Below are 12,416 nucleotides of genomic sequence, written 5' to 3' on the forward strand. Positions count from 1 at the left end.
AGTATCGCCGATTTCCCCTAACAAAACAAAGCGATCTTCCCCTTTGTGCCTCAGGTCGTCAAATTTTAGAAGGCGAGGCAAATGTGATCCCGGTATCCTGGACCTCCCGGTAAGGAAGGAGCCAGACCAACGATTCATCATGCAGATCTCCGACTTGGATCCGATTGCCCCAGGGATCCCGGAAATCACAACGAAAATCCGGATGGACCTCCAGTCCGTATTTCTTGGTGATTTTTTCCCGTACTTCCTTTACCTGAGCGTCATCCCGGACCATGATACCGAAATGTTTCGTGCGATCCGGTTGCAGGGTTTTCACTTCGAAGATGGCCAAAAACTGATGCTCTCCCATTTTGCACCAGGCAGCCCCCTCACCGCCTCGTAGCATCTCAAGATTGAAGACATCCGCATAAAATTCGACGGCTTTCTGCGCATCGTCAACTTCGATCACCACATGATTGACTCCATAGACTTGTACCGGCATAACGATTTCTCCTTTTCCCTATTAGGTTCATCAGGCTTTTACGTGGGGCACTCGCATTCTCGTGCTCTTTTTTCGGCATGAGGCACCTTTGAATTCCTCTCCTTTGTAAGGAGAGGGTAGGTGAGGTAGAGTCCGATGCCTATTAGTAAAACATCCCAGGGCAATCATTGAAGGCCCCGCAGAGGCTACCTCCCCTTTGCCCCTCCTTACAAAGGAGGGGGACTCTCTAGCGTTCACCCTTTAATATGTCCCCATGCGAATGTCGGAAGATTCCCCTATTTTTTGGTGATGATCACCCGTTCATTGGAGGCTGGAATATCCTGCATGATGCTCTCGCCAAATCCGGCATGGCGGAACATGCGGTCATATTCACTGAAGACATAGGCATCCCCGGCTGGAGTCGTCGCTAACATAATGAGACAAAACTCTGCCATGGCAGCAGGGGAGATCCGATCTTCATTGGGAATAAATTCCACCGTTATGACAAATCCCCCGGCCTTGAGCGAGCCATAAACCTTGTTCAAAAAGGTGTCACAAGTAGCGACATCGAAATGATGCAAAAAATTCGTGAGAAGGATCACATCATAGTCCTTCTCGAATTCCACATCAAAAGCACTCCCCGGCAATTCATGGAAACGCTTGCCAATCCCGGCTGCTTGAGCATTCTCTCTGGCGACCGTCAACACATTGGGCCAGTCCTGAGCGGTAATGTCAGCCTCTGATAATGTGCGAGCGATTTCGATGCCGAACACCCCATGACCGGCTGCCACATCCAGGACCTTGCGGGTATCGGGGGCATTCTCTTTCACCCAGGAAGCTATCCACTCCGCCGGACCTTTCATCAATGGCACCATGGAACGGGCAAAGGTCACCCAATCCGGATGTTCCGGCGCCAGGGTTCCTTTCTCCCCGACCACTGTTCCCCCTTTTTTTACAGCACCAGTGAGTTGTTTGAATCCTTCCACGAGAGGAGATGACAACATAAAATTCAGAGTCGGCCCTAAATAGGCAGGCGATGTCTTGGTTAAAAATAATTCCGAATCAGGAGTCAACTGATATTCCTCCCCCTGTTTGGTCAGAAAACCTCCCACTGTCAGATAATCTCCCAACATTCTCAGCCCTCGTTCAGAACCCTCGCATCGTTGAGCTAAAGCCTTGGGGGTATGGTGGCCTTCCGCGATGGCGGAAAACAGTTCCAGTTCGATGGCGGATTTCAGCGCCGCCGTTCGCATATGCCCATTGACGGTTTGAAAAAACAATGCCGGTGAGGGTCCTTCAGTGGATTTCGTTGTTGTCATGATATGCTCCTATTTTTGAAATTGTCTTCTTCATCATAATTCGTGGGAATTGCCACGCTCCCTCGAATAGCCCTGTATTTCAGGGCTGTGCGCCCATCTGTACGACGACGAACAACAACTGGGAGAAGATTACAACTCCAGGGGTTTGATCGGCGCCAGCACCAATGTCGGGTCATGCTTCCAATCCACATCCGGGTTGTCCACATAAAGCTCCACTTCGTTCCCATCGGGATCATGAAGGTACAGACTTTGACTGACCGTATGGTCACTCATACCTCCAATTGTGATACCGGCCCGTTCCAGGTCCCGTTTGGCAGCCCGAAGGTCATCCAGACTCTCTCCAACTTTAATACCAATGTGATAGAGGCCCCGCCTCATTCCCGATGGTGGTCCCGGCACGTCGCCGACCTCAATTAACAACAGTTCATGATGAGTCCGACCAGAAGAAAGCGCCGCCGCTTTTCCTCCGAAAATCTTTCCGACTTCCTGAAACCCCACCACATCACGATAGAATTTCAAAGACTGTTCGAGGTTTTTGACGTAAAACACCACATGTCCTAAATATTGGGCTTTCATCTGGTATAGCTCTCCTTTCACTCCGAACGTATTTCTCGCATGTCCTCCGGTCTTTCGATTTTCTCTAATCATTGACATGATTGGCAAAAAGCATTCCCCATATTTATTGAACAGGGCTGAGAACCACACCACATCGATTTCATGCGGGAATTAGGCGGATTAAGAGGATGAAGAGATTTATAGCGTGAGAAAGAGCCTGGAAAATGGTTGGCGACATATCGGCACCTGACGAATGCTCAACACTCATGATGTCTCATTATCTGTTTTCCTTGCTTGGAAAGTTTTGTCCAAAGCTTTCCGGCCTTTTGTGCTGATGACATTTTGCAAGGGATAAGAATGATGTTCCAATGTGGGAGTGCGACATTTTCCTCAATTTATACCGCTCTTTGTATGTACTATAAGTCGTCTCTCCTGCCTTACAGTGAATTGATTATTCAAAGAATGAATTTCACAGGAGGTGCGTCTAATGGCTATCGTTACCACTCAAGAACCGAGGGATTATTTAGGGGCTGCGGTAAAACGAATTTCATGGGCTGCAATTTTTGCTGGGATTATTACTGTCCTTGTGGTCCAACTCTCCCTTAGTTTGTTTGGTATCGGGATTGGCGCGAGTACCATAGACCCGTTGAGCGGGGAGACACCTGCGGCAGGCAGTTTTAGCATAGGTGCGGCCATCTGGTGGGTCGTCGTGAGCATCATCGCTCTCTTTGCCGGCGGCTGGGTGGCAGGCAGACTTGCAGGCATGCCCAATCAAACCGATGGATTGCTCCATGGGTTTATTACGTGGGGGGCCGCAACCCTCGTGGCCGTATACTTCCTGATCAGTACGGCAGGCAGTATTCTCGGCGGTACCTTTGGAGTATTAGGCGATGCTCTTAGCGCCACCGGGCAGGGAATGGCTGCTCTAGCTCCCAATGTCTCGGATTTCGCAACTAAGCAGCTTTCCGGCACCGATATGACGTGGGATGATATCAAACAGGAAGCTCAACTTCTTCTTCAGCAAACCGGGAAAGAGGAGTTACAACCCGGGACCCTCAAGACGAAGGCCATGAATACTTCAGAAACGATGGAGGAATCCGTCCAACAATCTGCGACCAAACCACAACAAACCGACGAAGAGTTGATGACCATCCTGGACCGAATCATCGGGAAAGGTCAAGACGTGGTGTCGGAAGTTGACAAGAAAGCCCTGACAAACGTTCTGGTTGCCCGGACGGATATGAGTCGCCAGGAAGCGGAACAGACGGTGCAACGATGGATGGATACATACCAGACAGCCACGACAAAGCTTACCGAGCTTCAAGGCCAGGCACGGCAACAGGCTCTCGAAGCCGCAGACGCCACGGCTGAAGCAGTTTCTCAAGCTTCCATCTGGACATTCATCTCATTGGTATTTGGGGCGTCTGCCGCAGCGATTGGTGGAGTCGTTGGTGCCCCACGGGACATTGTGACCCGTGTGTGACCAACCCTGAAACAAGAAAATGATAGAAACCCTCGCTGCCCTTGTGGGCAGCGAGGGTCCAATTTTCCCTTTATGATCTGAAGAGTTCGTATTTCCCCAGGATGATTCGGTCGTTGGTACCCTGACTAGGTCCAGGATCTCGTCAGATTATGGGCCAGAGGGAAAAATTCCGAGTACACTTTATGGTGGGTTTGACAGGTCAAATCACTCTTTATTTCCAGGACGGCCATACCAAATGTAAGGCTGGTCCGTCGGGTTCAATTATGGCAGCGTCCACGTAAATGCCTCAACAGGTCCTCACAGTCGCTTTTCTGATTTTCTGTTCCCTTTTGCTTTATCTGTTGGGTGTGATGTTTGCTCCGTTCTTTACCTCCATCATGTGGGCGCTCATATTGGTGAAGCTTTTTTATCCGATGTATCAGCGCATGACCGGAGCCCTCCACGGCCGGTCCACATTATCCGCTGCTTTCAGCACAATCAGCGTCACCCTACTGGCCGTCCTCCCCTTCGCATATCTTTTATTTCTGGTCATTAGTGAAACCATTCATGCGTATCAAGCTGCCGTCGCGTGGGTGCAGGCTGACGGCCTGAACCGGCTGCCGGAATATATTGGCCGATTGCCGATCATCGGCCATCTTTCCCAACCGCTGCTGGGCCGGTTTATCATCGCCTATGGAGATGTTCAAGCCTCCATTATTGAAGGAAGCAAGGCCGTCAGCGGGGTCCTCTTCACGAGTGTGAGCGGCCTGGCCAGAAATACCATTTCACTCATCACCAATTTCTTTATCATTATTTTTACGTTGTTTTTCCTCTTCCGCGACGGCCATCGGCTGTATCGTGCGTTTTATGATGCTATACCCATCGAAGAGAGCTATAAGGCGGTAATCTTTGAACGCCTTGACCACGTGGTTGTTGCCGTCGTTCGAGGTACCCTGTTGACTGCCTTAGCCCAAGGTTTCACGGCAGGACTGGCTTACGCAGCTCTCGGCGTACCTTTTCCCGTGTTTCTGGGTGCGTTGAGCGCCCTTTTTTCTCTCTTGCCTGTCGGCGGCACGGCCCTCGTGTGGGGACCGGTGGCCGTCTACCTTTTTTTCACGGCTCCGGTTTGGAAAGGGCTGGTGATGATCGGTGTGGGAGTCGGATTGGTGGGGCTCATGGATAATTTTCTGCAACCCCTTCTGGTGGGATCGAGCGCAGATTTACCGGTCCTGTTTCTGTTTTTTGCCACACTCGGCGGTCTAGCCTACTTTGGCTTCCTCGGGTTGTTTCTCGGACCGATCCTCCTTGGAATTTTTGTGGCGGTTTTTCAAATCTACCGGGAAAATTATCAATCATCCTGCCTTTTGGTGAAACCTGAATCGGTGCGCACCTTGGAAACTACGCTAAAATTATAGGAGACATGATCATGAGTATATTGGGATGGATCGTATTTGGACTCATCGTGGGAATCGTTGGAAAGCTGCTGATGCCCGGGAAAGATCCCGGTGGATTTTTTGCAACGGTTGCCATCGGCATCATCGGAGCACTCTTCGGTGGCTTCATTGGCCGATTGATGGGACTTTACGGGCAGGATGACCCCGTTGGATTTGTGATGGCGGTGATCGGAGCTATTCTGTTTCTCTGGCTCTATCGAATGATCACCAGTCGTTGAGTGTGGCTGTCAAAAGATAATGCTTATCCGTCACGTCCCAGAAGGAGTCTGGAAATCCCGCCGCAGACCGGCAGCCTTGGCTAACATGAGCGGATCGTCAGAAGTCACTTTTTTGGCGGCATGAATAGAGGGAAAGGCGCATGGACTTGAACCTCTTTTATTATCAAATGATTGCGGGAAATCTTCAACCCAGGGCTACAGCGACCTATTGACCAGAAATAATACGACGCGCATGCTGAACTGAATAATTTTCCCTTGGCAATGGAAAATTCGTCTGTTCCTACAGAGTGTGGTGCGGCGTAATCTTATCAGCTAGCTTTTCGGGAAGGGACGAAAGACGGTCTTCCGATCGGTGGTTCACTTGCCTGTCGGATCCTTCCCGACCAAAACCAGCTCGACACTTTTTGAGCATCCAGCCCTCTTTTTGATATAGTGCCCGTCGGTTCTTTCAGCCGATGCCGTGTTGTCCAGGACCGGAAATGCGCTGATGCTTTTCCTATTTGGCCAGTGCTTCAGCCATGGAATCGAACTGAGAGACCCGGGCATTCGACTTCAACGGAAGCCTAACTCTTAATGACATATTATCTTTTTGGACGAGTAGGCCATCAGATGACGACACGCTAGGTGTTGGACTATGTGGATCGCTCCCCGACCTGCCTGTCAAATCTCGTTCACCTGCCAATATACAGCGGCCGGGACTGCAGCCGTGCGTAACCATCAACCTGGTCACGAGCAATGAGCAACCCCGAAAAAAGTCAGGCTGGTGGCGACTGGCTCACAGGCGGCGGGGAGATGGGAAAGCTCGTCCGCACGAAGGACTGGTCCAAAACACCATTGGGTTCAATCGATTCCTGGCCTCAAAGTCTGCGTACGACTGTCAGTCTTGCCCTCGCGTCAAATTTTCCCATCAGTATTGCCTGGGGACCGCAACGCACCCAGATCTACAATGACGGCTATTGGCCGATTTGCGGTGATAAGCATCCCCATTCGATGGGCCAGGATTTTAAAGAATGCTGGTATTCCGCATGGCCTGCGATCGGCGAAGCTTTTGAAAGCGCCGCCAACGGCAAAACAGCCTTTCTGGTGAACCAGCGCATGTTTCTCGATCGTCTGGGCTTCCTCGAAGAAACGTTCTTTACCTTCTCCTTCAGTCCGATCCGCGATGAGTCCGGCGGCATTGGCGGCCTCTTTCACCCGGTCACGGAGCTCACACAACACACGCTGGCCGAACGACGGCTCCGCCTCCTACGCGAACTGGCCGAACGGAGTGGGAAAACAACTTCAATCGACGAGGCCATGAGGGTGATCGGCGACTCAATCGCAGCCGCCGAACTCGATGTCCCCTTTGCAATACTCTACCAATTGGAGGAAGACGGCAATGGAGCCCGGTTGGCGCATTGCACAGGTGTCAAAGCCGGAATACCGGTCACTCCGCCAAACATCAGCTTCGATTCATCTGAACCAATGATCTGGCCGCTCCAGGAGGGACTGGAAACTCAAAGCATTGTTGTGAACGGGTTGAGGCAATATTTTGGAGGAACACCCTGCGGGCCGTATGAGGAAAGTCCTGACACAGCCGTCGTCCTGCGAATCATCCTGTCAGGCCTGGCCCAGCCCTTTGGTTTTTTGATTGCCGGGGTCAGTTCGCGACGTCCTCTCGATGGGTCATACCGGACATTTTTTGACCTCCTGGCTGAGGCCGTCGCAAATGCCTTGAACAAGGCACGTTCGTATGAGGAGGAACGCAAACGTGCCGAGGCGCTGGCGGAACTCGACCGCGCCAAGACCGCCTTCTTCTCCAACGTCAGTCATGAATTTCGCACGCCACTGACGTTGATGCTGGGCCCGCTGGAAGATGCCCTGGGGAATGTGCATGGCGTTCTTCCATCGGAAGCCGCCAACGCTGTCGGCATTGCGCACCGAAACAGCCTCCGGCTGCTCAAATTGGTCAACACCCTGCTGGACTTCTCACGCATCGAGGCGGGACGCATCCAGGCCAACTATGAACCGACCGATCTTGCGGCACTGACGGCGGATCTCGCCAGCGTATTCCGCTCAGCCGTTGAGCGGGCCGGCCTGCGGTTGATCGTGAACTGCCCTCCTCTTCCTGAACCGATATATATCGATTGTGATATGTGGGAAAAAATCGTGCTGAACCTGCTGAGCAATGCCTTTAAATTCACCTTCCAGGGCGAAATCGAGGTGAGCCTGAAAACGGGGGATCAGTGCACATTACACTTACACAGTGGGGAGAGGAACGTAGAGCCATCAGGTATTCAAGACCCCGCAGAGCCTGATCCAACCAGGTATGTCGTCTTGGAAGTCCGGGACACGGGCACAGGCATCCCTCCCGAGGAATTGCCCCGTATCTTTGACCGGTTTCACCGCGTCCAAAACTCCCGTGGCCGCTCTCACGAAGGTTCAGGGATTGGGTTGGCCTTGGTGCAGCAACTGGTCAGGCTGCACGGCGGAGTCGTGCGTGTGGAAAGCCAGATCGGCCGTGGGAGTCTTTTTACGATTTCCATCCCCCGGGGAGAAGGCCACCTGCCCGCCGACCGCATCAATGCGGCCCGCACGCTGACGTCTACCGCGGTGCGCGGCGAGGCCTATGTCGAAGAAGCATTACGGTGGCTGCCGGGAACTATCACTACACGGGAACGAGGTGAAACCGTCATTTCACAGGGCAGAAGCCAACAGGCACTCCCCACCAGTGCAGGTTCGCCGGTTGCGACTCACGGCGCACAGACCGAGGGGCGTATTCTTTTAGCGGACGACAATGCTGACATGCGGGAGTACGTCTGTCGCCTGCTCAATCAGGCCGGGTTTGACGTCGAAGCGGTCACCAATGGAGAAGAGGCATTGGAGATAGTCGGCATTCAACAGCCGGATTTGGTCCTCACCGATATTATGATGCCCGGATTAGATGGGTTCGGGTTACTGCGTGCATTGCGTTCCAATTCGGCAACCGCAGATATTCCCATCATCCTCCTTTCAGCCCGCGCCGGTGAGGAGGCCCGAATTGAAGGAATGCAGGCAGGGGCGGACGACTATCTGACCAAGCCTTTCAGTGCCCGGGAACTATTGGCGCGCGTGGAATCGCATGTCAAGCTGGCCCGCCTTCGACGCATGACGGAAGAAAAATTGCGCGAAAGCCAATCTCAACTGACGGCGATCATTGAGCAACTCCCGGTCGGTGTCGGCGTCCTTAACGTTGACGGACAATTCATGATCAGAAACTCCCACATGAGAAATATTGTCTCGGAAGTCCTCCCGTCCACGGGCCAGGCTACCGTTACTCGCTGGCGCAGCCTCCATGCGCCAAACCAGCCGGTGCCGATGGACCAGTGGCCGGGCGCACGTGCCTTGCGCGGCGAGAGCATCGAGCCAGGCATGGAATTCATCTACACCGATCAGCAAGGCATGAAGCACCATCAACTGGTGTCCGCCGTGCCATTTCGGGACGGCACCGGGAATGTGGTCGGGGCGATTACGGTGGTGCAAGATAATACCGAACGGAAACAGGCGGAACAGGCCTTACGCGAAAGCGAGGAGCGCTTCCGTGCCTTCACCAGCGCCACCTCCGACGTCATCTATCGCATGAGTCCTGACTGGAGGGAACTGCGACATTGTGAGGGCCGCGAATTTGTCGCCGACACACTGGAGCCCACCTCCATGTGGCTCGAGAAATACCTCCATCCCGACGATCAGACATATGTGATGGACACGATCAACAGGGCCATCCGGACAAAAAGCTTCTTTGAACTCGAACATCGGGTCATCCGCGCCGACGGCACACTCGGCTGGACGTATTCACGCGCGATTCCGATTCTCAATGACCAGGGGGAGATTATTGAATGGTTCGGCGCCGCAATGGATGTCACGGCTCGCAAACAAGCCGAGCAGGCACTGTTTGACAGCGAGGAACGCTTCCGCACCCTGGCCGACAACATGAGCCAGCTCGCCTGGATGGCCGACGAACAGGGTTCGATCTTTTGGTTCAATCAGCGATGGTGCGACTATACGGGAACCACACTCACAGAGATGCAGGGTTGGGGATGGAAAAAAGTCCTCCACCCCGATCATGTGGACCGGGTTGTCGAGGGGCTCAGAGGGTCCTGGGCTACCGGTGAGCCCTGGGAAGATACATTTCCGTTGCGCGGCAAACATGGCCAATATCACTGGTTTCTTTCCCATGCTCTCCCCATCCGCGATGCGGCCGGAAACATTATCCGCTGGTTCGGCACCAACACAGACATTACGGATTTGCGTGATGTCCAGGATGCGCTGCGCCAGAGCGAGGCACGGCTCCAGACATTCTCCCATCAACTCGAAGACCTGGTCGACGAACGGACCAGGGATCTCATCCAGTCACAAGAACGCCTGCGCGCCCTGGCCACCGAACTCAATCTGGCCGAGCAGCGGGAGCGCAAGCGGCTGGCGACAGAGCTGCACGATCATTTGCAGCAGCTCCTGGTGTTGGGAAAATTAAAACTCGGGCAGGCGAAGCAATCTAGGCAGGCTTTTCCCACCGCTATGGAAGTGATGCAACAGGTCGATGACATCTTATCTGAGGCGTTGACGTATACCAGCACACTGGTCGCCGGCTTAAGCCCGCAGGTGTTGCGGGATCATGGATTGCCCGAGGGATTGAAATGGTTGGCCGAGGACATGAAAAAACGCAATCTGACGGTTCATGTCAGCCTGCCGCAACAGCTCGATCCGGTGCTGCCCGATGACCAATGCATTCTGCTCTATCAATCGGTTCGTGAACTCCTGATCAATGCATCGAAATATGCAGGAACCAGGGAGGCAACGGTACAGCTCGCTCAAGACGAGACACGATTACAAATTACCGTGCACGATAAGGGCATTGGCTTTAATCCTGTTGCTATTGAGACCTCCGCGGCCGACGCCAACATCCCATCCACCAAATTCGGCCTCTTCAGTATCAGGGAACGAATGCTGTCTTTAGGCGGCAGCTTGAGTATTGAGTCAGCTCCAGGATGTGGAACCACGGCCATACTGATGCTGCCGAAGGCAGGCGCCAAAGGTCACCGCTCAGAGATGGGAGAAAAAAAGGCCGGGCAAGCAATTACCGTGAATGATCAGCCGACATTCCGCTCAACAAATTCCTCATCGGTGAAATCTCTGGAGTCACGTATCCGCGTGTTGCTGGTTGATGATCATGCGATGGTCCGTCAGGGCCTGCGCTCCGTGCTGGAGGGGTATGAGGATGTGGAAGTGGTCGGGGAAGCCGCAAACGGGCTTGAAGCATTGCAAGCGGTCAATCGCCTGATCCCTCACGTTGTCGTCATGGACATCAACATGCCGGGGATGAATGGCATCGAAGCGACGAATCACCTCAAAGCCGCTTATCCGGATTTGAACGTGATCGGCCTGTCCATGCATACCGACGGCGCAAACCAGGAGGCAATGAAGCGGGCGGGCGCCTTCCTATTGATTCCCAAAGAGGCGGCCGTTAACCAACTGTACGGCACTATTCAAGAAGCCATGAGAAACAGTCAGTCTGGTCCTGAACGAGTCATGTGATCCCACGCGGTTGAAAACTCAAAATTCAACTTACTTCTCTTTTTTTTCTTGCGTGGATATACCAATGCTCTCCAACCCTGCCTTCGCACAGGCGACATCCAAATGACCACCGGGCGCTCCACCAACTCCGATACCGCCGACAACCTCTCCACCCATTTCAATGGGAAGCCCGCCGCCAAGAATAAGCATATTTTCGTTCATATCCCGTAAGGCTTGCACCGCCGGCATCTTGGCAATCAACTCACCCAATTCTGCCGTGGGCCTTTTCAGACTGGCCGAGGTGTAGGCCTTTTTCCGGCTGCTATCCACCGTATGCGGGCCGGCTCCATCTTCCCGTAATAACGCCCTCACCACCCCGGCCCGATCGACGACCGCCGCACTCACCCGATATCCATCTTTTGTGCATTGCTCCACCGCCGCACTTGCAGCCTTCGTGGCCAGTGAGAGTGGCAGGACCGCCTCACGCGGCAGCTCGGCGGCCGACACGCCCGCCATGAACAGTCCGCTTAAACTGAGGGTAACCATTCCAGATAGATACCAACCTTTTCCCGATGTAAGTTGCAGATTCTTTTTGCCGATCATGAAACGCTCCTTTGATAAACATTGAGATCATTCATGTGTTGACCTGACGATTGTCTTGGTCAGGCTGCAACGTTGTCAATATATCTCACGCCCCTAGCGGGCTCCCGCCGATTCCAGGATATTAACGATTCGTGTGAAACCTTTGGTCCGGGCATGTTGCAATGGGCTGATGCCATCCCCATCCGGCAGGTTCATATCGGCGCCCGCCTTCATAAGCATTCCTACTATCTCCTGATGTCTGGGCCCCCCGTCACTCAAAATAATGGCCTCCAACAACGCGGTCCAACCCAACCGATTCACATGATTGATATCCACATCGGTTTGCAATAGTTCCTTGACGACCTCAACATGCCCACGTTCACATGCCGGAATCAAGGCCGTTCCCCCGAACCGGTTATAAATTGTAAAATCAGGTTTGGCCTCTAATATCAACTTTAAAATCTCGAGGTATCCTCTCGCTCCGGCTAAGAGCACGGGACTGTCCAGTTGACGATCCTGCACATTCACATCCGCTCCAGCCTCAATCAACAGCTTGGCGCTTTCAACATGATTCCGATCCACGGCCAAGAGTAACGCCGTTTGCCCCTTGTCATCTTGAGCATGAATGCTTGCCCCGTTTTGCAACAATTGCCGGATCATGGCTGCATCATTTCGTTCCGCTGCTTTAAGCAACGCTCCATCCAGCCCTCGGCTTGACTCTTCAGACATGACAAAGTCCGGTCCCCCAACCACTATCAGAAAAGCGGTCATCACGAGGAGTCCTATTGTTTTCATGCATGCCATCTGCGGTCAATCCTGATTTCCCATTGCGTTTCC

9 protein-coding genes are annotated in these 12,416 nt (G+C 53.2%); 4 read left to right on the plus strand and 5 right to left on the minus strand.

Features of this window, described 5'->3' with window-relative positions; all coding sequences use genetic code 11:
- Positions 1–58: 58 nt before the first annotated feature.
- The 3 genes from PQG83_RS10195 to PQG83_RS10205 all read right to left on the minus strand — a co-directional run bounded on the left by PQG83_RS10195 (position 59) and on the right by PQG83_RS10205 (position 2,355).
- Positions 59–481 carry a VOC family protein gene (locus PQG83_RS10195; RefSeq protein ID WP_312749047.1) on the minus strand — a complete coding sequence of 141 codons (423 nt, stop codon included), beginning with the start codon at positions 479–481 and terminating at the stop codon, positions 59–61.
- Positions 482–756: 275 nt separating this feature from the next.
- Positions 757–1,779: a class I SAM-dependent methyltransferase gene (locus PQG83_RS10200; protein WP_312749049.1), complete on the minus strand. Its 1,023-nt coding sequence runs from the start codon at positions 1,777–1,779 to the stop codon at positions 757–759.
- 129 nt (positions 1,780–1,908) lie between these two features.
- Positions 1,909–2,355 carry a VOC family protein gene (locus PQG83_RS10205; RefSeq protein WP_312749051.1) on the minus strand — a complete coding sequence of 149 codons (447 nt, stop codon included), beginning with the start codon at positions 2,353–2,355 and terminating at the stop codon, positions 1,909–1,911.
- A gap of 466 nt (positions 2,356–2,821) precedes the next feature.
- Here PQG83_RS10205 and PQG83_RS10210 point away from each other — a divergent pair, with 466 nt between their 5' ends.
- The 4 genes from PQG83_RS10210 (at position 2,822) to PQG83_RS10225 (ending at position 11,018) form a co-directional block, all read left to right on the plus strand.
- Positions 2,822–3,817, plus strand: a complete 996-nt coding sequence (locus tag PQG83_RS10210) for a TIGR04086 family membrane protein (RefSeq protein ID WP_312749052.1) — start codon at positions 2,822–2,824, stop codon at positions 3,815–3,817.
- Between the two features lie 281 nt (positions 3,818–4,098).
- Positions 4,099–5,211 carry an AI-2E family transporter gene (locus PQG83_RS10215; RefSeq protein WP_312749054.1) on the plus strand — a complete coding sequence of 371 codons (1,113 nt, stop codon included), beginning with the start codon at positions 4,099–4,101 and terminating at the stop codon, positions 5,209–5,211.
- A gap of 11 nt (positions 5,212–5,222) precedes the next feature.
- Positions 5,223–5,468, plus strand: coding sequence for a GlsB/YeaQ/YmgE family stress response membrane protein (locus tag PQG83_RS10220; RefSeq protein WP_312749056.1), 246 nt, complete (start codon positions 5,223–5,225; stop codon positions 5,466–5,468).
- Positions 5,469–6,203: 735 nt separating this feature from the next.
- Positions 6,204–11,018: a response regulator gene (locus tag PQG83_RS10225; protein ID WP_312749058.1), complete on the plus strand. Its 4,815-nt coding sequence runs from the start codon at positions 6,204–6,206 to the stop codon at positions 11,016–11,018.
- Positions 11,019–11,048: 30 nt separating this feature from the next.
- Here PQG83_RS10225 and PQG83_RS10230 read toward each other — a convergent pair whose 3' ends face one another.
- The gene (locus PQG83_RS10230; protein ID WP_312749060.1) at positions 11,049–11,600 is read right to left on the minus strand and encodes a GlcG/HbpS family heme-binding protein; all 552 of its coding nucleotides are present in this window, start codon (positions 11,598–11,600) and stop codon (positions 11,049–11,051) included.
- Between the two features lie 93 nt (positions 11,601–11,693).
- Positions 11,694–12,374 carry an ankyrin repeat domain-containing protein gene (locus PQG83_RS10235; RefSeq protein WP_312749061.1) on the minus strand — a complete coding sequence of 227 codons (681 nt, stop codon included), beginning with the start codon at positions 12,372–12,374 and terminating at the stop codon, positions 11,694–11,696.
- Positions 12,375–12,416: the final 42 nt, after the last annotated feature.

This window comes from Candidatus Nitrospira neomarina (assembly GCF_032051675.1).
In the GTDB taxonomy this organism is placed as follows: Bacteria; Nitrospirota; Nitrospiria; order Nitrospirales; family UBA8639; genus Nitrospira_E; species Nitrospira_E neomarina.

Coding starts and splice junctions, on each gene's coding strand:
- PQG83_RS10215 (WP_312749054.1), top strand. CDS start 4,099: ATGCCTCAACAGGTCCTCACAGTCGCTTTTCTGATTTTCTGTTCCCTT.
- PQG83_RS10230 (WP_312749060.1), bottom strand. CDS start 11,600: ATGATCGGCAAAAAGAATCTGCAACTTACATCGGGAAAAGGTTGGTAT.
- PQG83_RS10200 (WP_312749049.1), bottom strand. CDS start 1,779: ATGACAACAACGAAATCCACTGAAGGACCCTCACCGGCATTGTTTTTT.
- PQG83_RS10195 (WP_312749047.1), bottom strand. CDS start 481: ATGCCGGTACAAGTCTATGGAGTCAATCATGTGGTGATCGAAGTTGAC.
- PQG83_RS10225 (WP_312749058.1), top strand. CDS start 6,204: ATGAGCAACCCCGAAAAAAGTCAGGCTGGTGGCGACTGGCTCACAGGC.
- PQG83_RS10235 (WP_312749061.1), bottom strand. CDS start 12,374: ATGAAAACAATAGGACTCCTCGTGATGACCGCTTTTCTGATAGTGGTT.
- PQG83_RS10220 (WP_312749056.1), top strand. CDS start 5,223: ATGAGTATATTGGGATGGATCGTATTTGGACTCATCGTGGGAATCGTT.
- PQG83_RS10210 (WP_312749052.1), top strand. CDS start 2,822: ATGGCTATCGTTACCACTCAAGAACCGAGGGATTATTTAGGGGCTGCG.
- PQG83_RS10205 (WP_312749051.1), bottom strand. CDS start 2,355: ATGAAAGCCCAATATTTAGGACATGTGGTGTTTTACGTCAAAAACCTC.